General features: G+C 73.3%; 19 protein-coding genes. 15 read left to right on the top strand and 4 right to left on the bottom strand.

Annotated elements, in window-relative coordinates; genetic code table 11:
* Positions 1-87: 87 nt before the first annotated feature.
* The 7 genes from CLV70_RS27390 (at position 88) to CLV70_RS27360 (ending at position 7,610) form a co-directional block, all read left to right on the top strand.
* A complete protein-coding gene (locus CLV70_RS27390; protein ID WP_245908491.1) occupies positions 88-783 on the top strand; it encodes a TIGR03936 family radical SAM-associated protein in 696 nt (231 codons plus the stop codon).
* A gap of 133 nt (positions 784-916) precedes the next feature.
* Positions 917-4,006: an Rne/Rng family ribonuclease gene (locus CLV70_RS27385; protein ID WP_106129470.1), complete on the top strand. Its 3,090-nt coding sequence runs from the start codon at positions 917-919 to the stop codon at positions 4,004-4,006.
* A 126-nt stretch (positions 4,007-4,132) separates the two neighbouring features.
* The gene (locus CLV70_RS27380) at positions 4,133-4,678 is read left to right on the top strand and encodes a hypothetical protein (RefSeq protein WP_106129469.1); all 546 of its coding nucleotides are present in this window, start codon (positions 4,133-4,135) and stop codon (positions 4,676-4,678) included.
* A gap of 170 nt (positions 4,679-4,848) precedes the next feature.
* Positions 4,849-5,163, top strand: a complete 315-nt coding sequence (rplU, locus tag CLV70_RS27375; RefSeq protein ID WP_015619590.1) for a 50S ribosomal protein L21 — start codon at positions 4,849-4,851, stop codon at positions 5,161-5,163.
* Positions 5,164-5,175: 12 nt separating this feature from the next.
* Positions 5,176-5,436, top strand: a complete 261-nt coding sequence (rpmA, locus tag CLV70_RS27370) for a 50S ribosomal protein L27 (protein ID WP_106129468.1) — start codon at positions 5,176-5,178, stop codon at positions 5,434-5,436.
* Positions 5,437-5,592: 156 nt separating this feature from the next.
* Positions 5,593-7,098, top strand: coding sequence for a GTPase ObgE (gene obgE / locus CLV70_RS27365; RefSeq protein ID WP_106129467.1), 1,506 nt, complete (start codon positions 5,593-5,595; stop codon positions 7,096-7,098).
* Positions 7,099-7,157: 59 nt separating this feature from the next.
* Positions 7,158-7,610 (top strand): GNAT family N-acetyltransferase, encoded by a 453-nt coding sequence (locus CLV70_RS27360; protein WP_106129466.1) that lies wholly within the window; start codon positions 7,158-7,160, stop codon positions 7,608-7,610.
* Here the strand turns inward: CLV70_RS27360 and CLV70_RS27355 are convergent.
* Both CLV70_RS27355 and CLV70_RS27350 read right to left on the bottom strand, forming a co-directional pair.
* Entirely contained in the window at positions 7,597-9,168 is a 1,572-nt protein-coding gene (locus CLV70_RS27355) for a ricin-type beta-trefoil lectin domain protein (protein ID WP_106129465.1), read from the bottom strand. The genes CLV70_RS27360 and CLV70_RS27355 overlap by 14 nt on opposite strands.
* The gene (locus CLV70_RS27350) at positions 9,165-9,743 is read right to left on the bottom strand and encodes a type IV pilus modification PilV family protein (protein ID WP_146164179.1); all 579 of its coding nucleotides are present in this window, start codon (positions 9,741-9,743) and stop codon (positions 9,165-9,167) included. Before CLV70_RS27350 ends, CLV70_RS27355 begins: the two co-directional genes overlap by 4 nt.
* Positions 9,744-9,854: 111 nt before the next feature.
* Here CLV70_RS27350 and pepN point away from each other — a divergent pair, with 111 nt between their 5' ends.
* The 7 genes from pepN to CLV70_RS27315 all read left to right on the top strand — a co-directional run bounded on the left by pepN (position 9,855) and on the right by CLV70_RS27315 (position 16,974).
* A complete protein-coding gene (gene pepN / locus CLV70_RS27345; RefSeq protein WP_106129509.1) occupies positions 9,855-12,368 on the top strand; it encodes an aminopeptidase N in 2,514 nt (837 codons plus the stop codon).
* 55 nt (positions 12,369-12,423) lie between these two features.
* The gene (locus CLV70_RS27340; RefSeq protein ID WP_106129463.1) at positions 12,424-13,947 is read left to right on the top strand and encodes a hybrid sensor histidine kinase/response regulator; all 1,524 of its coding nucleotides are present in this window, start codon (positions 12,424-12,426) and stop codon (positions 13,945-13,947) included.
* A 14-nt stretch (positions 13,948-13,961) separates the two neighbouring features.
* Positions 13,962-14,561, top strand: coding sequence for a nicotinate-nucleotide adenylyltransferase (nadD, locus tag CLV70_RS27335; RefSeq protein ID WP_106129462.1), 600 nt, complete (start codon positions 13,962-13,964; stop codon positions 14,559-14,561).
* Positions 14,562-14,635: 74 nt separating this feature from the next.
* Entirely contained in the window at positions 14,636-15,034 is a 399-nt protein-coding gene (gene rsfS / locus CLV70_RS27330) for a ribosome silencing factor (RefSeq protein ID WP_106129461.1), read from the top strand.
* Complete coding sequence (locus CLV70_RS27325; RefSeq protein ID WP_106129460.1) at positions 15,031-15,669, top strand: histidine phosphatase family protein; 639 nt, start codon at positions 15,031-15,033, stop codon at positions 15,667-15,669. Before rsfS ends, CLV70_RS27325 begins: the two co-directional genes overlap by 4 nt.
* 54 nt (positions 15,670-15,723) lie before the next feature.
* Positions 15,724-16,101, top strand: coding sequence for a hypothetical protein (locus CLV70_RS27320; RefSeq protein ID WP_106129459.1), 378 nt, complete (start codon positions 15,724-15,726; stop codon positions 16,099-16,101).
* Positions 16,102-16,125: 24 nt separating this feature from the next.
* A complete protein-coding gene (locus tag CLV70_RS27315; protein ID WP_106129458.1) occupies positions 16,126-16,974 on the top strand; it encodes a DegV family protein in 849 nt (282 codons plus the stop codon).
* Positions 16,975-17,184: 210 nt separating this feature from the next.
* On the opposite strand, the gene CLV70_RS27310 is transcribed toward CLV70_RS27315, so the two are convergent.
* Together CLV70_RS27310 and CLV70_RS27305 are read right to left on the bottom strand one after the other, a co-directional pair.
* Positions 17,185-18,135 (bottom strand): DUF1444 domain-containing protein, encoded by a 951-nt coding sequence (locus CLV70_RS27310; RefSeq protein WP_245908485.1) that lies wholly within the window; start codon positions 18,133-18,135, stop codon positions 17,185-17,187.
* Positions 18,136-18,683: 548 nt separating this feature from the next.
* A complete protein-coding gene (locus CLV70_RS27305) occupies positions 18,684-19,487 on the bottom strand; it encodes a putative protein N(5)-glutamine methyltransferase (protein WP_106129456.1) in 804 nt (267 codons plus the stop codon).
* A 775-nt stretch (positions 19,488-20,262) separates the two neighbouring features.
* On the opposite strand from CLV70_RS27305, the gene CLV70_RS41275 reads away from it, so the two are divergent.
* Positions 20,263-21,102 carry a helix-hairpin-helix domain-containing protein gene (locus tag CLV70_RS41275; protein ID WP_106129508.1) on the top strand — a complete coding sequence of 280 codons (840 nt, stop codon included), beginning with the start codon at positions 20,263-20,265 and terminating at the stop codon, positions 21,100-21,102.
* Positions 21,103-21,546 lie beyond the last annotated feature (444 nt).

Genomic DNA, 21,546 nt, shown 5'->3' with positions numbered 1-21,546 from the left:
GAGCTCGTCATTCCCAAGAACCAGCCGGTCGGCGGTCAGGCCCCGGTCGTCCAGCGCATCCGCCTCCGCTACGCGAAGCGGGGGCCGCTGCGCTTCACCTCGCACCGGGACTTCGCCCGGGCGTTCGAGCGGGCGCTGCGGCGGGCGGGCGTACCCATCGCGTTCTCCCAGGGTTTCACCCCGCACCCCAAGATCTCGTACGCGAGCGCCGCGCCGACCGGCGTCGGCAGCGAGGCGGAGTACCTGGAGATCGGCCTACAGGCGGAGGTCGACCCGGCGGCCCTGCGCGCGGCGCTCGACGCGGCGCTGTCGCCGGGCCTGGACGTGCTCGACGCGGTGGTGGCCGGCGAGGGGAGTCTCGCCGACCGGATCGACGCGTCGCTGTGGCGCATCGAACTGCCGGAGATCGATACCGAGGTTGCGGAACAAGCCGTCGCATCCTTCGTCGCGGCCGACGAGGTGCTGGTCGAGCGCATGACGAAGCAGGGACGGCGATCGTTCGACGCGAGAAAAGCAGTTGCGTTCATCGCTGTGACGGAGGAGTCCGGCGCACCTTCCGGGACCGCGGCGGCACGGTGTGCGATAATCGACCTTGTCGTGCGGCAGGTCACTCCCGCCGTGCGGCCCGATGACGTCATGTCCGGCCTGCGCGTGGTGGCCGGCCTGGAGCCGCCGGTGCCCCCTCGGGTGACCCGGCTGGCCCAGGGCTCGCTCACCTCGCAGGGAGAGATCGTCGATCCGTTGAACGCGGATCGCGAGGACGCACCCATCGGAGGGCGCTAGCCGGTTCGGCCGGCGCCCGCGTTGGCAGACTTCGGAAGCCCGCCCGACGACGGACGGGAACCGAAAAACTTGCGGCGACCCTGCGTGGCAGCGCTCACCCGCGCCCGGGGCCGCCAGAACTGGAGAGCGCCCGATGCTCGATAACGAGCCCCAGGGTGGTGAACGGGACGAGGCCTCCACGCCTTCGACCGCAGATGCCGCCGAGACCACCACACCCGCGCGCCGCACGCGTGCCCCCCGCCGGAAGGCTGCCGCACCGGCCGCCGTGCCGGTGGACGCGCCGGGCGCCGAGCCCGGTGCCGCCGACGAGGCGGCGAGCGCGGTCGACGCGGCGGTTGCCGCCGAGCCCGTCGCGCCGGTGAAGGCGACCCGGAGCCGGGCGCGGAAGAAGGCCGTGCCGGCCGCCGCCGCGGAGCCCGAGGCCACCCCGGCCGCCGGGCCCACCGCCGCTGAACCGGCCGCCGCCGGGCCCGCCGTCACCGAGCCCGCCGCGGCTGCGCCGGCCGACTCCGCGGTGACCGAGCCGGTCGCGCCGGTGAAGGCGACCCGGAGCCGGGCGCGGAAGAAGGCCGCCCCGCCCGCCGCCGAGCCGCCGGCCGTCGAGGCTCCCGTGGTCGCGGAGACGCCGGCCGTCGAGGCGCCCGCGGAGGAGGACGACGAGGAGGCCGCCACCGCGGTGCCCGTGGTCGGCGTCCTCCCGCTCGACGACGACTTCGTGGAGGAGGCGCCCACCACCCGGCGCCGGGCGCGCAAGGCCGCGCTGCCTCCCGCCGTACTGTTCATGCCGCCGGAGCCCGACGCCGTCGAGCCCGCGCCCCCCGCGCGGCGCACCCGGCGCGGCGCTGCCGCGCCTGTCACCGTCGAGCCGGTCGCCGAACTCGCCGAGACGCCGGCCGAGCCGGAGGTCGCCGCCGCGGACGAGCCCGCCGAGGGCGCGCGCAGGAGCCGCCGTCGTCGCCGGGGCGCCGCCGAGGCCGACGAGGTCGCCGCCGCCGAGATCGCCGAACCGCCGGTGCTCGAGGAGCCCGACGAGAGCGCGGACGACGTCGAGGACTCCGCCGAGGACGACGAGGACGACGAGGCCGGCCGTCGCCGGCGCCGGCGGGGACGCCGCGGCCGGGGCCGCGGCAAGGGCCCGTCCGACGAGGGTGACGAGTCCGCCGAGGGCGGCGCCGACGAGCCCGAGGCCGCAGCCGACGCCGAGGGTGACGACGAGGACGCCGAGGACGGCGACGGGGTCACCCGCCGCCGGCGCCGGCGGCGCCGCAAGGGCTCGGGCGACTCCGAGTCCGGCGGCGTCGAGGACGGCGTGCACACCGTCGTGCGGGTGCGCGAGCCGCGCCGCAGCGACGAGGTCCAGGGCGTCTCCGGCTCCACCCGCCTGGAGGCCAAGCGGCAGCGCCGGCGTGACGGCCGGGAACAGCGGCGTACCCGGCCGCCGATCCTGAGCGAGTCGGAGTTCCTGGCCCGCCGCGAGGCCGTCGACCGCGTCATGGTGGTGCGCCAGAAGCCCGACCGCATCCAGATCGCCGTGCTCGAGGACGGCATCCTGGTCGAGCACTACGTGTCGCGTACCACGTCCGGGACCATGGTCGGCAACGTGTACCTCGGCAAGGTGCAGAACGTGCTGCCGAGCATGGAGGCGGCGTTCGTCGACGTCGGCCGGGGCCGCAACGCGGTGCTCTACGCCGGCGAGGTCAACTGGGACGCCACCGGGCTGGAGGGCCGCGCCCGCTCGATCGAGCAGGCGCTGCGCTCCGGCGACTCGGTGCTGGTGCAGGTCACCAAGGACCCGATCGGGCACAAGGGCGCCCGGCTCAGCAGCCACATCGCGCTCTCCGGCCGGCACCTGGTCTACGTGCCGAACGGCAACGCGTCCGGGATCAGCCGCAAGCTGCCCGACAACGAGCGCAAGCGGCTGCGCGACGTGCTGAAGAAGATGGTGCCGGACGGCGCCGGCGTCATCGTGCGGACCGCCGCCGAGGGTGCCAGCGAGGACGAGCTGGCCCGCGACGTCAAGCGGCTGCAGGCGCAGTGGGAGGACATCCAGGCCAAGGCGGCCGAGGGCAACGCCCCGCGCGCGCTCTCGGAGGAGCCCGACCTGATCATCCGCGTGGTCCGCGACCTCTTCAACGAGGACTTCAGCGAGCTGATCGTGCAGGGTGACCAGGCGTACGGCGAGATCGAGAGCTACCTCGAGTCCGTCTCGCCCGACCTGGTCGAGCGCCTGCACCGGCACACCGGCAGCAACGACGTCTTCGCCGACAAGCGGATCGACGAGCAGATCCTCAAGGGCCTCGACCGCAAGGTCTTCCTGCCCTCCGGCGGTCACCTGGTGATCGACCGCACCGAGGCGATGACCGTCGTCGACGTCAACACCGGTAAGTACACCGGCGCGGGCGGCAACCTCGAGGAGACGGTCACCCGCAACAACCTCGAGGCGGCCGAGGAGATCGTGCGCCAGCTGCGGCTGCGCGACCTCGGCGGCATCGTGGTGATCGACTTCATCGACATGGTGCTGGAGAGCAACCGCGAGCTGGTGCTGCGGCGGCTCACCGAGTGCCTGGGCCGGGACCGGACCAAGCACCAGGTCACCGAGATCACCTCGCTCGGCCTGGTGCAGATGACCCGCAAGCGGATCGGCGCCGGGCTGCTCGAGGCGTTCAGCGAGACCTGCGACCACTGCAAGGGCCGCGGCCTGGTCATCCACACCGAGCCGGTGCCGGAGAAGCGCACGTCGGGTGCCGCCAACCAGGTCAAGGCCGTCGCGGCCGCCGCGCGTACGGAAGCACCGGCGCAGCCCGCCCGGGGTCGCCGCCGCCGCGGTGGCGCCGGCGAGCAGGCCCCGGCCGAGCCGGAGCCGGTGGCGGAGGTGCCGCAGCTCGCACCGGAGCCGGTGGTGGAGGATCCGGTGGCCGAGACGGCGGGGCTGCCCGTGGCCGGCTCGGGGATCGTCGCGGCGGCCGGCTCGGGCGTCATCGTGCCGGCGGCCCAGCCCGCCACGAACGACGACGAGGACGACTACGACATCAGCGGCTACGACCTCTCCCGGTACGAGGCGGACTCCGCCGCGTACCCGGCGGAACCGCTGCGGCTGACCGGGGCGGACGACCCGGACGCGGCCGACGACGACGAGGACGAGGACGACGAGCCGGTCGGTGCCGGCACGGGCCCGAGGCGGCGCTCCCGCCGCGGCGGTTCCCGGCGGCGCACCCGGCCGTAGAACTCCGCTTTTCGGGCGGTCCCGGCGGGTTTTTCCTGCTGGGGCCGCCCGCTCCATGTCCGGTGATCGATGTCGGCTACCCTCGTCATCCCCCCGCACGATCCCCACGAGGAGTACCCATTCCCCATGCGACGCCTGCTGTGCGCGACCGCCCTGAGCGGCGCCCTTGTCCTGCTCGGCGCCTGCTCGTCCGACGAACCCGCCGGCCCCGGTGCGACCGCCGCCCCGGACGCCGGCAGGTCGCTCCCGGCGATCCCCGCGCCGGGAGCCAGCGCGGGGGCCACCGGTTCCGGATCCTCCGGCGCCTCCGGGGCCAAGGGCGGCGACGCGGCGCTCAAGGGCAACACCGCGGCGATCTGCGCGCAGGCCGCCAAGACCGGCGGCGACGCCGGCAAGAACTTCGCCCAGGACCTGAAGTTGCTGATCGACGCCGAGTCCGCGCAGGACAAGGACGCGGTGGCCAAGGCCAAGGCCAAGACCGACCGGGACGTGGAGAACTACTCCTTCGCGCTCACCGACATGTCGAAGCTGGCCTCGGACCCGGAGCTCAAGGCGGCGCTGGCCGCCATGGGCAAGAAGGTCGCCGCGCTCAAGGGCGACGTGCGTAAACTCGACGCCGAGAAGCTGGAGGGTCTCCAGGAGACCCTCGCCAAGGCCTGCGGCACCGCCTGAGCGTCTCCCCGGTTTGGGTAGCGCGCCCACGATGAAGTACGCTATCCGTCGGCGCTTTTTCGCAGGCGCCATGTCCCTGTGCGCGAGGCAGTGATCTGCCGCGCCGGGGCCGAGTTACATCCGCCAAGCAGCGATGTTCCGCTGCGTAAGTCTCAGGGAGTCCGCGTCCCATGTACGCGATCGTCAAGACCGGCGGCAAGCAGTACAAGGTTGCCGAGGGCGACGTGATCGAGGTCGAGAAGCTCGCGGGTGTGCCCGGCGACTCGCTGACGCTCGCCGCGGTCCTCCTCGTCGACGGTGACAACCTGGTGACCGATGCGGCCAAGCTTGCCAACGTGACGGTGTCCGGCGAGATCGCCGAGCACACCAAGGGTCCGAAGATCCGGATTCACAAGTTCAAGAACAAGACCGGCTACCACAAGCGCCAGGGGCACCGCCAGCCGCTGACCCGCGTCAAGGTGACCGGCATCTCCAGCGGGAAGTAGGGACCAACCGCCATGGCTCACAAAAAGGGTGCTTCCAGCTCGCGGAACGGCCGTGACTCCGCCGCTCAGCGGCTCGGCGTGAAGCGGTTCGGCGGCCAGCTGGTCAACGCGGGCGAGATCATCGTCCGCCAGCGTGGCACGAAGTTCCACCCGGGCGACCTGGTCGGCCGCGGGGGCGACGACACGCTGTTCGCGCTGGCCAAGGGCAACGTGCTCTTCGGTCACAAGCGTGGCCGCAAGACCATCAGCATCGTGCCGGTCGCGGCCGAGTAAGCACGGCCGCACCGAGCGGGCGGGCCGCGGCGGGGGACGACCCCGCGGGCCGGCCCGGCAAGCGTCGCAGCGGGTCGTGGACCTTCCGGGGTCCGCGGCCCGCTGTCGTGTTCCACCGAGTCCCGCGCGGCGGGTTGTGAAGTAGGAGTTACCGAAGTGGCTACGTTCGTCGACCGGGTCGTGCTGCACCTGCAGGCAGGTGACGGTGGCCACGGGTGTGTCTCCGTACGCCGCGAGAAGTTCAAGCCGCTGGGCGGTCCCGACGGCGGCGACGGCGGCCACGGCGGCGGCATCGTCCTCGTGGTGGACCCGCAGCAGAACACCCTGCTGGACTTCCACTTCCGCCCGCACATCAAGGCGCAGAACGGCACCGGCGGGATGGGCGACAACCGGGACGGCGCCAACGGCGGCGACCTGGTGATCAAGGTCCCGGACGGCACGGTCGTCCAGACCCTCGAGGGCGAGGTCATCGCCGACCTGATCGGCGCGGGCACCACCTTCGAGGTGGCCCGGGGCGGTCGCGGCGGTCGCGGCAACGCCTCGCTGGCCAACACCCGGCGCAAGGTTCCCGGCTTCGCCGAGCTGGGCGAGCCCGGCGACCACCTCGACGTGGTGCTGGAGCTCAAGAGCGTCGCCGAGGTCGGCCTGGTCGGCTTCCCGTCGGCCGGCAAGTCGTCGCTGATCTCGGTCATCTCCGCCGCCAAGCCGAAGATCGCCGACTACCCGTTCACCACCCTGGTGCCGAACCTGGGCGTCGTCCAGGCCGGCGACCTGACCTTCACGGTGGCGGACGTGCCGGGGCTGATCCCGGGCGCGGCCACCGGCAAGGGGCTGGGCCTGGAGTTCCTGCGGCACATCGAGCGCACCTCGGTGCTGGTGCACGTGCTCGACTCGGCGGCACTGGAGATCGAACGCGACCCGGTCGCCGACCTGGAGGCCATCGAGGCGGAGCTGGCGGCGTACGGGGGGCTGGAGGACCGGCCCCGGATGGTCGTCCTCAACAAGATCGACATCCCGGACGGGCGGGACCTCGCGGAGATGGTCCGCCCCGATCTGGAGGCCCGCGGCTACCGCGTCTTCGAGGTCAGCGCGGTCACCCGGGAAGGGCTCAAGGAGTTCACGTACGCGCTGGGCGAGGCCGTCGCGGCGAACCGCCTCGCGGTGCCGGTGGCGGAGCCGACCCGCGCCGTGGTCCGCCCGCGCGCGGTCGACGAGAAGGGCTTCACGATCGAGCAGGACGCCGACGGCGTGTACGTCGTCCGCGGCACCCAGGTCGAGCGCTGGATCCGCCAGACGAACTTCGACAACGACGAGGCGGTCGGCTACCTCGGCGACCGGCTCGAGCGGCTCGGCGTCGAGGCGGCGCTGGCGAAGAAGGGCGCGCAGCCCGGCGACCCGGTGCGCATCGCCGACCGCGAGTTCGACTGGCACCCCAACACGGGCGAGTACGTCTCGGGCCCGCGCGGCACCGACGCCCGCCTCGAGGAGGACGCGCACCGGGCCACCGCGGCCCAGCGCCTCGCCGCCCGCAAGGCCCGCCGTGTCCGCTCCGACGACGAGCTGCTGCACATGAGCGAGGACGGCACGGTCTCCACCGTCTCGATGGCGGCCAAGCCGGTCCTGGTCACCGACGAGGACGACGGCACCGGCGACGATCAGTGATCGGCTGCCGTCCAGATCCCCGCAACCCGGCGGAAACGGGCGGCGCCTAAGCTCACCGCGTGCTGATCGAAGCTCGTCCCGCGACCGACCCCGAGTTGGGTGCCCTGCTCGTCGCCCAGCAGCGCGAGCTGGCCGACGCGGACGGTGGGCGGGACGGCGAGGTGTATCCGCTGCACGACGGGGTGGCGTACCTGGTCGTGATCGTCGGCGGGCGGGCCGTGGCGTGCGGCGCGTGGCAGGCCCTCGGGCCCGGGGCGGCCGAGCTGAAGCGCATGTACGTGCGCCCGGCGTACCGGGGCCGCGGCATCGCCCGGCAGCTGATCGTGGCGCTGGAGGAGGAGGCGCTGGCGGCGGACCGGCCGGTGCTGCGGCTGGAGACCGGCACCTACCTCCCCGCGGCCATCGCCCTCTACCGCTCCGCGGGATACACCCCCATTCCCGCGTACGGCGAGTACGCGGGCAACCCGTACAGCGTGTGCTTCGAGAAGTCGCTGGCGGTCACTTCTCGCTGACGTCGGTCACCGCGGAGCCGAGCACCATCGGGTCGGCGTTCCACTTCTGTCCCCGCGAGCCGTCGCAGGCCGCCAGCGTGCCCTTGCTCACGTCCTTGTTGCCGGTGGACCAGTAGTCGACGGTGGTGTCGGTCGGCGCCAGGCACCAGGGCGGGTTGCCCGGTGCGATCCCGTACGACGTCTCGATCCGGTACGCGGTGGCGAACACCCCCGTGTCGCCCCGCCGCGTCCACGTCAGCGCGGGAGCCGGCGCCGCGGCCGGGTCGCAGGTGACCACGCGCGGGTAGACGCCGTTCGCGGGGCTGTACCCGGGCGGGTTGAGCCGTCCGGGGCTGCTGAGGCAGTACGTGCGGTTGTCCCGGTCGCTGTGCAGCCAGATGACGCCCGTGGCACTGGTGGCGCCGTCGGCGATCGCGGGCAGGTGCCACACCTGGTTCCACTGCACGGTGCCGGCCGGGCTCTGCTTGCACGGCCAGATGACCATGTACGGCGTGGTCACGTCGTCGCCGGAGACGTCGAAGCAGCGGCCGAACTGCTCGAAGTTCACCAGCTGGTTGCTGCTCGCGCCGGCCCCGCCCGTCCCCACCGCCGGGTCCGGCTGGAAGCTGCGGGTGATCGTGTAGTCGTCGCCGCAGGCCTTGTCGTACTGGGAGACGCCGGGCGGGTCCTCGGCGGCGGCGTGCAGGACGATCGTGCTGCCGGGCACGCCGGGGGAGACGACGTGGAAGCACTGCTGGTCCCGGGCGCCGCCGCGGGTGCCCTCGAAGTTGGCCCGGTCGTTGAGGCTCCACTGCTGCCGTTCGATCACCGGGTCGGCGCACGGGCGGAAGACGACCTGCTCGCCGTGGTCCGGCGCGGCGTCGAGGCACATTCCCGGCGAGCCCGACGCCTGGGAGGAGACCAGAATCAACGTCAGCTTCGACGCGTACGCGAATCTCTGCCGTTCGTCGTTGCTGTCGCAGACCTGAAGGGTGAGCGGGTCACCGGCGAGCGGGGTGGCGGCCGGCGCCGCGAAACAGAGGTCCGGATCGTTGCGGCCGAGCACGTGCACCAGCCCGCCCGCGACGTTGCGGCGGGACCTGCTGTGCAGGGTGTAAGTGGCGGTGACCGTGCGCGGGACACCGTTCTCCCGCGCGTGCCCGGTGGACGACAGCAGTACGTAGACCGGCTTGTCGGTGCTCGACAGGTGGCCGCCCGTGCACGCCATCCGGTGCTCGCGGGCCCAGTCCAGGTCTCCCGCGGGCGGCCGGCTGGTCAGGTAGGAGACGGTGACCTCGTACGTCTGGCCGGTGGCCCGGCTGACCGGGCCGGTGAACGGGCCGCAGGGCAGCTTCGCGGGGTCGCCCACGCCGTCGGTGACGGCGAGCCGCAGGTGACCGAGCGCCACTTCGAGGCCCGACTGCGCCGCGTCGAGCGCCTCGGTGCTCTGCACGGTCGAACGGGTGCCCCTGACCTGCGTGCCGAGGGTGGCGGCGAGCAGGCCGCTCAGGCCCAGCCCGACGATCACGAGCAGCATCGCCATGGGCAGCGAACCGCGGTCGTCGTGGCGCCCGGTCACTGGTCGAACACCGGGTCGGTGCTGTCCGCGCTGAACAGCGACGTGGCGGCCCGGTAGCAGCGGCTGCTGCCGCAGTCGGGCGAGTCCCAGACGACGGCCACGACCAGCCGCACCATGGCCACCGGCAGGCCGGCGGACGGGCCGCACTCGCCGCCGCCGGCGGGCTGCCAGCAGCGCCCGACGAGGAAGTGCCGGTGGTAGACCACGTCGCGCACGATGGCCGGTTCGGCCACGTCCGGCAGGGGTACGGCCGGAGCGATCCCGCCCGCCGCCGCGTCCCAGCGGACCGTGCCGGACAGGTACCCGGCGGTGTCGAAGCCGCCGACGTCGGTGCACGACCCGCACTCGGCGCGCCCGGTCAGCAGCGTCGGGCCGCCGAGCCCGCGCGCGGCCTCCATCCCGCTCTGTGCCAGGCGGGCGGCGGTCTGGATCTGCGCCTGATAGCGGCTGGCCCGTACCGATGACACGAAGTAGGCGCCCAGCGCCGCCATCATGCCGGTGACCAGGGCGAGTGCGACGACAACCTCGATCATGGTGAACCCGCCGTCCGCGGGCACCCGGCTCTGTCGGCGCATGCCCCTCCTTGTCGGCCGGGAGGCCCGGCGGGTGAGGCGCTCCGGGCGAGTTTCTCGACACCGCCGGGGGTAGGACTGCGACGCGGCACGCCGATCGGCATGATGGTCGGCATGCCGAGCCTCACCCGCGCCGAAGCGACCGCCCGGGCCGCCACCGTCACCGTCACCGGATACGACATCGCCCTCGACCTGACCGGCGGCGGTGACACGTTCCGCTCGCGGACGGTGCTCACCTTCGGCGCCGAGCCCGGCAGCGCGACGTTCGTCGAGCTGGAGCCCGCCACGCTGCTGTCGGCGACGCTCAACGGGGAGCCGCTGGACCCGTCCGCCCTGGCGGACGAGCGGCTCACGCTGACCGGGCTGGGCGACGCCAACGAGCTCGTGGTCGAGGGCGAGATGCGTTACTCGAACACCGGCGAGGGCCTGCACCGCTTCACCGACCCCGCCGACGACCGCGTCTATCTGTACGGGCACATGTTCCTCGACGGCGCCCGCCGCATCTTCCCCTGCTTCGACCAGCCCGACCTCAAGGCTCCCGTGACGCTGAGCGTGACCGCGCCCGACGGCTGGCTGGTGGCGGCCAACGGGATGCCGGACGGCGAGGTCGTCGACGGCCGGTGGCGGTTCGCGGCGACGAAGCCGCTGGCGACGTACTTCGTGTCGCTGATCGCGGGGCCGTACCACGCGCGCACCGGCGAGCACGACGGCATCCCGCTCGCGCTCTACTGCCGGCAGGCGCTCGCCGAGCACCTCGACGAGCAGGCCGAGGAGCTGTTCACGGTCACCCGGCAGTGCCTCGACCGCTACCACGAGATCTTCGACGTGCGGTATCCGTTCGGCCACTACGGCCAGGCGTTCGTGCCCGAGTTCAACTTCGGCGCGATGGAGAACCCGGGCCTGGTCGTGTTCCGCGACGAGTTCATCTACCGGTCCGCGGTCACCGACGGCCAGCGCGAGCAGCGGGCCGCGGTGGTCGCGCACGAGATGGCCCACCAGTGGTTCGGCGACCTGGTGACCATGGCGTGGTGGGACGACCTGTGGCTGAACGAGTCGTTCGCCGAGTACCTCGGCACCCGGATCACCGCGGAGGCCACCCGCTTCACCGAGACCTGGACGACGTTCGCGATGCACCGCAAGGCGTGGGGGCTGCGCGCCGACCAGCGCCCGTCGACGCACCCCGTGGCACCGAGCGACGTCGACGACACCGCGCTGGCACTGCTCAACTTCGACGGCATTTCGTACGCGAAGGGCGCGGCGGTGCTGCGTCAGCTCGTCGCGTACGTGGGGGACAAGGCGTTCCTGGCGGGGCTCAACGAGCACTTCGCGGCCCACGCGTACGGCAACGCCACGCTCGCCGACCTGCTCGGTGCGGTCTCCCGGGCCAGCGGGCGTGACCTGAGCGCGTGGGCCGAGGTGTGGCTGCGCCGGGCCCAGCCCAACACGCTGCGGGCGGAGGTCGAGCGTACGGACGACGGCCGCTACGCCCGGGTGACGCTGGTGCAGACCGCGCCGGACGACTACCCGACGCTGCGTCCCCACAAGCTGTGCCTGGGCCTCTACGACCACACCGACGGCACGGTCACCCGCCGCCGGCTCGTCGAGGTGGACGTCGACCCGGAGGTGGACGGCGCCCGCACCGAGGTGCCCGAGCTGGCCGGGGAGCCCGTCGCGGACCTGCTGCTGGTGAACGACGGCGATCTCACGTACGCGAAGATCCGCCTGGACGAGGCGTCCGCTGCCGCCGTACCGAAGATCCTGCCCCTGCTGGACGACTCGCTGACCCGCGCCGTGATCTGGGGTGCCGTGCTCGATGCCGTCATCGACGGCGAACGTCCGGTGGCGGAGCTGGTCACGCTCGTGCTGGCGGCGCTGCCGGTGGAGCGCGAGGTGGTCGTCGCCGAGGACGTGCTGGGGATGACGCGGGCACTGGTGGACCACTACCCGGCGCCGGAGGCCCGGCCCGCTGCCCTGGAACTGCTCGCCCAGGCCTGCGGCCGGCTGGTCGCGGTGGCCGAGCCGGGCGGCTCGCTCCAGCTCGCGGGGGTGCGCGGGCTGATCGCGACGACCACCGACACCGTACGCCTGAACGCCTGGCTCGACGGCGAGGACGTCCCCGAGGGGGTGGCCGTCGACGCCGACCTGCGCTGGATGATCGTGTATCGCCTGGTGGTCCTGGGCGCCGTCGGGCCGGAGCGGATCGAGGCGGAGCTCGCCGCGGACCGCAGCGCCTTCGGTGAGCAGGCGGCGGCGCGGTGCCGGGCGGCGGTGCCGGACGCGGAGGCCAAGGCGCGCGCCTGGGAACTGATCATCAACGATCCCGGGGCGTCCAACCGCATCCTCGACGCCACCGCGCAGGGCTTCTGGCAGCCCGAGCAGCTCGACCTGCTCACCCCGTACGCCGAACGCTACTTCGCGGAGATCCCGGGCATGCTGGAGCGCCGCACCGGCATGAGCGGGGAACGGGTGGCGGTTTCCGCGTACCCGTCGCTGATGGTCGCCGCACGCACCCGTGAGCTGGCCGCGGACCTGCTCGCGACGCCCGGCGTCCCGTCGATCCTGCGCCGCGTGGTGATGGACGGCGACGACGACGTCCGCCGCGCGCTGCGGGCCCGCCAGGATAGGTGATTTCGCCCCTTACCTCGCGTACGAGCCGATAGCCTCGCAAGGACGGGGGTGAGCGGTGGAATGGTCCGAGGAGCTGTCCGGTGGCCTGCTGCGGGCCGCTCCGGACGCCATCGTGGTCATGGACGAGGGCAGGATCGTCCTGGTCAACGACCGCGCGGAGGAGATCTTCGGATGGCCCCGTGCCGAGCTGGTGGGCCGGCACGCCCGCGTGCTGCTCACCGACGCGGCCCGGGAGTCCTTCCCGGAGGCGCTCAAGCGCAGCGGTAAGGGGCTCGGGCCCGGCCCGGTCGGCATGGTGTCGCTGCGGGTACGCCGCCGCGACGGCTCGGAGTTCCCGGCGGAGGCGTCCCTCGCGGTCGTCGAGGTGCCCGAGGGCGAGATGACCGTGGCAGTCGTCCGCGACGTGAGCGAGCGGCACCAGCTGCAGGCCGAGGCGCACAGCCACCGCAGCCAGCGGCTCGAGGCGCTGGGCCAGCTCGCCGGCGGGATCGCCCACGACTTCAACAACCTGCTCGGCGTGATCGTGAACTACGCCAACTTCGTCATCGAGGAGGCGGAGTCGCCCACCCCTGACGTCGCCACCATCGCGGCCGACGCCCGGCAGGTGGTCAAGGCCGGCGAGCGGGGCACCGCGCTGACCCACCAGCTGCTCAAGTTCGCCCGGCGCGAGGTGGTGCGCCCGCAGGTGCTCGACCTGAACGAGGCGGTCGCGGACGTCGAGGGCCTGCTGCGCCGCTCGATCGGCGAGCACATCACGCTCATCACCCGCCCCGCGGCTTCCCTGCCGCCGGTGACCTGCGACCCCGGCCAGATCGAGCAGCTGCTGGTGACCCTGGGCGTCAACGCCCGTGATGCGATGCCCTCGGGCGGCAGCCTGGTGATCGACACGGCGGTTTCGCACATCGCCCCGGGCGAGCACGCCGAGCTGGCCGCCGGCGAGTACGTCCGGCTGCGGGTGTGCGACTCCGGCCGCGGCATGGCCCCCGACGTGGTCGAGCGCGCCTTCGAGCCGTTCTTCACCACCAAGCCCAACCACCAGGCGACCGGCCTCGGCCTGGCCACCGTGTACGGCATCGTCACGCAGGCCGGCGGCAGCGTCAGCCTCGCCTCGGAGCCGGGCGTGGGCACCACCGTCACCGTGCTGCTGCCCTCGTCGGAGGGGGTGGAGCCGGAGCCGGAACCCGCCGCCGGCCCGGTGGCCACCGGCGGGCACGGCGAGACGCTGCTGGTCGTGGAGGACGAGGCGGCGCTGCGCGACGTGGCCGGGCGCATCCTCTCCGGCGCCGGATACCACGTGCTCACGGCGGACGGCGGCCCGAACGCGCTGCGGCTGGCCGAGCTGCACGAGGGCGCCATCGACCTGCTGGTCAGCGACGTGGTGATGCCGGGGATGCTGGGCAAGGAGCTGGCCGAGCGGCTCACCGGCGTACGCCCCGCCACCCGCGTGCTCTACATGTCCGGGTACGCCCAGCCGGTTCTCGCCTCCCAGGGCACCCTCGACCCCGGGGTGGCCCTGCTGGAGAAGCCGTTCACGGCCGAGGACCTGCTGGCCGCGGTCCGCAAGCGGCTCGACGGCTGATCTACGATTCGCCGATGCAGAGGCGGCGGCGGATCGGCATCATGGGCGGGACGTTCGACCCCGTCCATCACGGTCACCTGGTGGCGGCGAGCGAGGTGCAGAGCCGCTTCGACCTGGACGAGGTCGTCTTCGTGCCGACCGGGCAGCCGTGGCAGAAGGGCACGGTCAGCCCCGCCGAGGACCGCTACCTGATGACGGTGATCGCGACCGCCTCCAACCCGCGCTTCCACGTGAGCCGCGCGGACATCGACCGGGACGGCCCCACCTACACCGTCGACACCCTGCGTGACCTGAACGCCGTGTACGGTCCGGCGGCTGACCTCTACTTCATCACCGGCGCCGACGCGCTGGCCCGGATCCTGTCGTGGAAGGACGCGCTGGAGATGCTCTCGCTGGCGCACTTCGTCGGCGTCACCCGGCCCGGCTTCGAGCTCACCGACGAGCACCTGCCGGCCGACACGGTGACGCTGGTGGAGGTGCCGGCGATGGCGATCTCGTCCAGCGACTGCCGGGCGCGGGTGGCAGCCGGGCAACCCGTCTGGTATCTCGTACCCGATGGTGTGGTGCAGTACATCGCAAAGCGGGAACTTTATCGGGGCGAACAACCGATATAGGGGTTTTTGCCCGGCTCGGGTTGTCAGACCCGTGTGAGAGGCTAGTACCTCTGAAACCGAACGAGGGGAGACCGGTGCCCGTCACCGACCGCGCCCGCGAGCTCGCGCTGACGGCAGCGCAGGCCGCCGCCGACAAGAAGGCGCAGGACATCGTCGTCATCGACGTGGCCGAGCAGCTCTACATCACCGACGCGTTCGTCATCGCGTCGGCATCGAACGAGCGGCAGGTCGTCGCGATCGTCGACGCCGTCGAGGAAGCGCTGCTCAACCTGCCGGAGAAGGCCAAGCCGGTCCGCCGCGAGGGCGAGCGGCAGGGCCGCTGGGTCCTGCTCGACTACGTCGACATCGTGGTCCACATCCAGCACACCGAGGAGCGCGAGTTCTACGCCCTCGACCGGCTGTGGAAGGACTGCCCGACGATTCCGTTCGTCGACCGCGACATGGCCGAGGCCGACTCGTCCGGCGCCGCATGACCACCACCCGCCTCATCGTCTGGCGGCACGGCAACACCGACTGGAACGCGGAGGGCCGCGTCCAGGGCCAGTCCGACGTCCCGCTCAACGCCCTGGGCGGGCAGCAGGCCGTCGACGCGGCCGAGCTGCTCGTCCGGCTGCGGCCCGCCGCCCTGATCTCCAGCGACCTGCGCCGGGCGGCCGACACCGCCGCCGCCCTGGCGGCGCTCACCGGCCTCTCGGTCACCCACGACGAGCGCCTCCGCGAACGCCACTTCGGCAGCTGGCAGGGCCTGACCATGGCCGAGGTCGCCCGGACCCGCCCGGACGAGCACGCCCGCTGGAAAGCCGGCGCGGATGTCGTGGGCGGCGGCGTCGAAACCCTCGACGACCTGGGCAAACGCGTGGCAGACGCGCTCCAGGCCGCGGCCGACGCGGTGCCGCCCGGCGGCACGGCCGTGGTGGCGACCCACGGCGCGGCGGCGCGGCAGGGCGTGGGACACCTGCTGGGGTGGCCCCGGGAGCAGCTCCGGACGCTGCGGGCACTGCAGAATTGCCACTGGGTCGAGCTGAGCCACGACGAGTCCCGGGGGTGGCAGCTGGCCGCCTACAACGTCGGGCCCTTCTCGGACCGGCCCGTACCCCCACCGGTCTGATTCCCTTCCCCCCGAGCATGGAACGTCGTCGCGGGCGGTAGCGTCCGAGGGATCATGACTTTTTCTCGCACGACCCTGCTCGCCGCCGTGATGGCCCTCTCCGTAGCGGGATGTGCCAACGGCGGCACCGACCAGGCCGGGGGTGCGCCCCCGTCCGCAGCCGCACCCTCACCGGCAGCCTCCTCGGAGGCTCCGCCGGCACCGGCGCCGTCGCCCGGGGTGCGCCGCACGATCACCGGGACGGTCACCGCCGGCGTCGAGGCCAACTGCCTGCTGCTCGACGAGAACCTGCTCATCTTCGAGAAGGAGTCCCTGCGCGCCGCGGCCAAGGAGGGCGCCACGGTCACCGTCACGGGCCACTCGTCGCCCGGCACGATGACCACCTGCATGCAGGGCACGCCGTTCCTCGTGACCGCGATCCGCGCGAACTAGCCGCCGATCCGTTACGGTGCCCGCATGCCCGTCGCGGTCGTCACCGACTCCACCGCGTACCTGCCGTCCGAGCTGAGCGGGACGTACGACCTCACCGTCGTCCCGCTCACCGTCGTCATCAACGGCGAGGAAGGCCTGGAAGGCGAGGAGATCTCCCCGGCCGAGGTGGCCCGCGCCCTCGGCGCCCGCCGCTCCGCCGTGAGCACCTCGCGGCCGGCCCCGGAACAGTTCGCGGACGCGTACCGGAAACTTCTCGCGGCCGGCGCCGACGGCATCGTGTCGGTCCACCTGTCGTCGAAGCTGTCGGGCACCTACGAGGCAGCCCTGCTCGCCGCGGCGGAACTCGGCCCGAAGGTCCAGGTCGTGGACAGCAAGACGACCGGCATGGGCCTGGGCTTCGCGGCCCTGGCGGCGGCCACGGCGGCCCGCCGAGGCGAAGACCTGGATCGCGTACGCCAGGCAGCCGCCGACCACTCGGCCCAGGTGAGCACGCTCTTCTACGTGGACACCCTGGAGTTCCTCCGCCGGGGCGGCCGCATCGGGGCGGCGTCGGCCCTGCTCGGCACGGCCCTCTCGGTCAAGCCCATCCTCCACGTGGTCGACGGCGCGATCGTCGTCCGCGACAAGGTCCGCACGGCGGGCCGCGCCCTCGCCCGCCTCGTGGACCTGGCGGTGGAAACCTCGGGCACGGGCGACGTGGACATCGCGGTCCACCACCTCGGAGCGGACGACCGGGCGACCTCCCTGGCGGACGCGGTGTCGGTGCGGCTGGGAGACCGCCTGCGCGACTGCTACATCACCGAGATCGGCGCGGTGGTGGCGGCGCATGTGGGACCGGGTGTGGCGGGTGTGGTGGTCCACCGCCGCGGGTGAGGGCCGCCGCTCTTGCGACCTCTCCGCCGTTCTGGCGCTGCCGGTCTTGGGGGCTCTCCGTCGTTTTGGCGCTGCCGCTCTTGCGGCCTCCCCGCCGTTCTCGTGCCGCCGGTCTTGCGGGCTCTCCGTCGTTCTGGCGCCGCCGGTCTTGCGGGCTCTCCGCCGTTCTCGCGCCGCCGCGGATCTTCGCCGGCGCCGTTCGGCCGTGTGTCAGGGCCAGGTTTCGCCGCGCCAGCGTTCGGGGGTGAGGCCCTGGGCGGTCAGGCCGCCGCTGATCTCCTCCCACGGCCGGACGGTGTCGCCGTACTGCACCTCGTCGGCCTTCGGCAGCAGCGCGGGCGAGTTCTCCGGCCACAGCGCCCGGGTGCGCCCGTCGTCGGTGATCAGCAGCTCGGCGGCGAGCGGCAGGTGTTCCGCCTGGCGCGCGTACCCCCAGGAGGCCAGGACCGCCTCGGCCCGGCGTACGCAGATCCAGTACGGCGAACCCGGCTCGGCGGAGTAGGGCACCGTCCGCCCGCGCTCGCCCGACACGTACGCCATCGGGGTGATCGCCCGCGGCGACCGCAGGAAAGCCGCCTCCGCCTGCGCGAACAGGCCGGGCAGGTGATCGCTGCCGTCGGCGGTGACGAGCAGGATCCCGCGCTCGGGAGCGAACGCCACCGGACGCCCGCCGACCTGCCCGGCCAGCCCCGCGAGCCACCCGTCGAGCAGCAGGTGCGAGGTCCAGTACGAGTCCCCGTCGTCGACGAACTGCACGACCACCGGCTCGTCGGCCACCCCGACCAGCTTGGCGCCGGACAGGTTGGCCCGGGCGGCCGCGAACACCTCGTCGTCGGTGACCCCCCAGCCGTGCCCGGCGCTCACGTACGTCATCGTGTCCGGCTGGTCGACCACCACGAACTCGGCCAGGAACGGCATCGCGGGCTGGCTCAACGGCGTCGACACGTCGGCGGGCGGCGTGGCCCCGCGCAGGACCGGGCGCAGCAGCGGCCGCGCCTCGGCCCAGGTGGCGGGAAGGCCGGGAGCCCGCAGCAACCCGGCAACGAACTGATCGACCCGCCCCCGGCCCACCTCGTCCAGCCGCAACACACTCGGCTCGTCATCCCCGGGCCGCGTGAACCGCACCGAGAACGACGCCGAGTGATAGCGCGCATCCTCCATGCCGGCACGGCGCAGGCGCTTGATGACCCGACTGGCCAGACGCGCCCGGGCCACCCTTCGGAACAAGCCCACGCCGCTCGTGCCCTCCCCGCGTATCGGTGGGGCGCCGACCTTATCGCCTCCGTCCAGCACCTGTCACGACCGTCGCATCGGTTGCGTCACTGTTACGACTGTTGCGCCACTTGTTCACAGCCATCCCGTCCCGCGCCCGTCACAACCACCCGAAACGCCGCCTCGGCTGCCTGGCTTTGGCCCGCCTGGCTTTGGCCCGCCTGGCTTTGGCCCGCCTGGCTCTGGCCCGCCTGGCTCTGGCCCGCCTGGCTTTGGCCCGCCCGGCTCTCGGCCGCCGGCTTTGGCCCGCCCGGCTCTCGGCCGCCGGCTTTGGCCTGCCGGCTCTCGGCCTGCCGGTTTTGGTCCGCTCTCTTTCGTTTGCCGCTTCTCGGCTGCCGCCTTTCGTTGCCGGCGCTGTCTGCCGGCTTTCGTTTGCTGTCTGTGTGGTGGCTCCCGGCGCCTTGCCCGTCGGCTCGTCGCCGCCTCGGACCTCGTGGTCAGGGGCGGGTGGCGGTCACGACCGTGGCTTCGAGGTCGTCGTCCGTGTGGGTTGCCGGGCGCAGGGCTGCCGCGCGTACGGAATCGGTCGCGGGTTCGATCTGATCGGTGGTGATCTCGGACAGCAGCAGGCCACCGGGCGCCAGCCAGGCCCCGGCCTCGGCGACGACGGCGCGGAAGACGTCCAGGCCGTCCGCACCCCCGTCCAGTGCCGTGCGCGGCTCGTGCAGGCGCGCCTCGGCCGGCAGGAAGGGGATGTGCCGGGTGGCGACGTAGGGCACGTTCGCGATGAGGACGTCGATCCGGCCCCGCAGCTCGCGGGGGAGCGCGGTGAAGAGGTCGCCCCGGTGGACGCTCGCGCCGAGGTTGTCGAGGGCACAGGCCACAGCGGCGGGATCGCTGTCGGCGGCATGCAGGTCGATTCCGGGTATGCGATGACGAACGGCCAGCCCGAGGGCGCCCGAGCCGCAGCACAGGTCGACGACGACAACCCCACCCCTCCTCTCCGTCCCACCGCCCGACGTGCCGGCGTGCTCCGCGGCCAGGGTGACCAGGAGCTCGCTCCGGACCCGGGGAACGAAGACCCCGGGACGAAGCCGGACCCGTACGCCGCAGAAGTCCGCATATCCCACGACCTGCTCAAGGGGCTCTCCCTCCGCCCGCCGCCGCACGAGTTCCCGCAGCGCCCCGGCGTCGGACGCGGCCTCTCCCAGCACCGCGGCCTCGTCCTCTGCGAACACGCATCCCGCGGCCCGCAGCCGTACGACCGCCTCGGCCAGGTCAGTATTCAGCACCGAACTCATCGATCTCCCGTTATCCACAATGCGCCGTTGTCCACAGGCACCGGAGCGGCCGGGGCCTGCCGAACCCTACGTTGCCGGGGTGCGTCAGGAGAGCAACCTCGAAGATGCCGTACGCGCCAGGCTCGAAGCCGTCCTGGCCCGGCCGGCTCCCGCACCCGTCGTGCCTCCCGTGCCGGCGGGCGCCGCCACAAGCGGATATCCCGCGGGCTCACCGTGGGCGACCCCGCCGACATCGATAGCGCCCCGGGCGCCCGCGACCGAGCCGGACGCCTCATTCTCCGGGTTGACGGTCTCGGCAGGGACGCACGCTCCGTCGCAGGTCGCGGTCGACCAGGGCGGAGCGGCTCTGCCCGCCGCTCTGCCCGCGGCTCCGTCCGCGGCTCTGCCCGCGGCGGCCGCTCGATCCGGTGCGGCGCAGGGCTGGCCGGTCGGTGGTGGGCCGCCGCTCAACTGGGCGGATGTCGTGCCGGGGTGGTCGAATGCGGTGCCGGGCTGGCCGCACGACGCCACGGGCTGGCCCGACGACGTCACCTTCCCCGCGGACGCCTTCGACCCACCGGGCGATCCAGCCGGCTCCGGCCCCGGGACCGGCTCCGGGACCGGCTCCGGCCCCAGGACCGGCTCCGGGACCGGCTTCGGCCCCAGGACTGGCCTCGGGCTGGGGCCCGGCTTTGGGCTGGGGCCCGACCTCGGGCCTGGCTTCGGGCCGGGGTCCGGGCTCGGCGTGGCGGGAGCCGGTGCGCTTGGCGCGCAGGGCGATCCAGCGGCGGGCGGCGTGCCTGCCTCGGCGGGTGGCTCTCTTGTTCCGGGTGCTGTTGCCGCGGCCGAGCCGGTTGATCTTGCTTATCGGCCTGCGTGGACGGCGTCGGACACGCCTCTTCGGCAGTCGGTGGCCGCTGAGGACGACTCGCCGCCCGCGCTCAGCGGTGCCGGTGCGTTCGGGGGCGGGCCGGGTCTGTTCGATCCGGGTCGGCGGGGTGTCAAGGCGCTTGCCGCGGTCGCGATCGTGGCGGTGCTGATCGCCGCGGTGATCGCTTGGCGGTCCCGGCCTCGGGTCGATCCCGTGGCGCCTTCCATCTCTACCGCGGATCCGGCGCTCGTGGAGGGCGCGGCGGTGGGCGGGAACCGGGCTGTCTCCGGGGGCGGGCGGCAATCGGGTGCTCCCGGTGCCTCTGCCGCCGCCGAAGTCGTCGTCGCGGTGGGCGGCAAGGTGCGCACGCCCGGTCTGGTGCAGCTGGCTTCCGGCGCGCGGGTGGCCGACGCCCTGCAGGCCGCGGGCGGCGCCGATCCCGGGGTGGATGTCGCGCCGCTCAACCTCGCGCGCAAGGTGGTCGACGGGGAGCTCATCATGGTCGGCGTCACCCTGCCACCGGGGGCCGCACCGACGGCGCCGGCCGGTGCGCGGAATCCGGCGGCGCCCGGTGGGCCGGTCAACCTCAACACCGCGACCCTTGCCGACCTCGACACCCTGCCGGGCGTCGGCCCGGTTCTCGCCCAGCGGATCCTCGATGCCCGGGACGCCCAGGGCGGCTTCAAGGCGGTGAGCGATCTGCGCAAGGTGGACGGCATCGGCACGGCCCGCTATGAGCAGCTCAAGGATCTGGTGACGGTATGAGCGGCCGGACGCGGGCGCCGGGCGCCGGGGCGGGGCCGTCCGGTTCCGGTCGACGCCGTGGTGCCGAGGACAAGGCACCTGACCTGCGGCTTGCCGGGTTCGCCGTGGCGTTGTGGCTGGCTGCTCTGGCCGCTCTGCACATGACGTCCCGCGCCGGCCTGACCCTCGGCCTCGTCGCCCTCGGTGCGGCAGCCGTCGGCGCGCGAGCCCGGCCGGCCCGGTGGCGGCGAGCGCTGCCGGCCCGGTGGCTGCGAGTGGTGCCGGCCCGGTGGCAGCGAGTGGTGCCGCGGCGGTGGCGGCGAGCGGTGCTGGCCCGGTGGCAGCGAGCGGTGCCGGCCCGATGGCGGCGAGCGGTGCCGCGGCGGTGGTGGCCGCCCGGGCGCAGGTGGAGAGTGCCTGCGCTTCGCTGGGTGGCCGTGTCCGTGATGGTCGGTGCAGCGACCG

Origin of the sequence: Pseudosporangium ferrugineum, assembly GCF_003002065.1 — a bacterium.
Lineage (GTDB): Bacteria > Actinomycetota > Actinomycetes > Mycobacteriales > Micromonosporaceae > Actinoplanes > Actinoplanes ferrugineus_A.
This window is presented reverse-complemented; position numbering and strand designations above follow the sequence as displayed.

Excerpts from the sequence above, each read along its gene's own strand:
- CLV70_RS27385 (WP_106129470.1), top strand. The coding sequence starts at position 917 with ATGCTCGATAACGAGCCCCAGGGTGGTGAACGGGACGAGGCCTCCACG.
- rpmA (WP_106129468.1), top strand. The coding sequence starts at position 5,176 with ATGGCTCACAAAAAGGGTGCTTCCAGCTCGCGGAACGGCCGTGACTCC.
- CLV70_RS27315 (WP_106129458.1), top strand. The coding sequence starts at position 16,126 with ATGCCCGTCGCGGTCGTCACCGACTCCACCGCGTACCTGCCGTCCGAG.
- pepN (WP_106129509.1), top strand. The coding sequence starts at position 9,855 with ATGCCGAGCCTCACCCGCGCCGAAGCGACCGCCCGGGCCGCCACCGTC.
- nadD (WP_106129462.1), top strand. The coding sequence starts at position 13,962 with ATGCAGAGGCGGCGGCGGATCGGCATCATGGGCGGGACGTTCGACCCC.
- rplU (WP_015619590.1), top strand. The coding sequence starts at position 4,849 with ATGTACGCGATCGTCAAGACCGGCGGCAAGCAGTACAAGGTTGCCGAG.
- CLV70_RS27380 (WP_106129469.1), top strand. The coding sequence starts at position 4,133 with ATGCGACGCCTGCTGTGCGCGACCGCCCTGAGCGGCGCCCTTGTCCTG.
- CLV70_RS27305 (WP_106129456.1), bottom strand. The coding sequence starts at position 19,487 with ATGAGTTCGGTGCTGAATACTGACCTGGCCGAGGCGGTCGTACGGCTG.
- CLV70_RS27350 (WP_146164179.1), bottom strand. The coding sequence starts at position 9,743 with ATGCGCCGACAGAGCCGGGTGCCCGCGGACGGCGGGTTCACCATGATC.
- CLV70_RS27320 (WP_106129459.1), top strand. The coding sequence starts at position 15,724 with ATGACTTTTTCTCGCACGACCCTGCTCGCCGCCGTGATGGCCCTCTCC.
- CLV70_RS27310 (WP_245908485.1), bottom strand. The coding sequence starts at position 18,135 with ATGGAGGATGCGCGCTATCACTCGGCGTCGTTCTCGGTGCGGTTCACG.
- CLV70_RS27325 (WP_106129460.1), top strand. The coding sequence starts at position 15,031 with ATGACCACCACCCGCCTCATCGTCTGGCGGCACGGCAACACCGACTGG.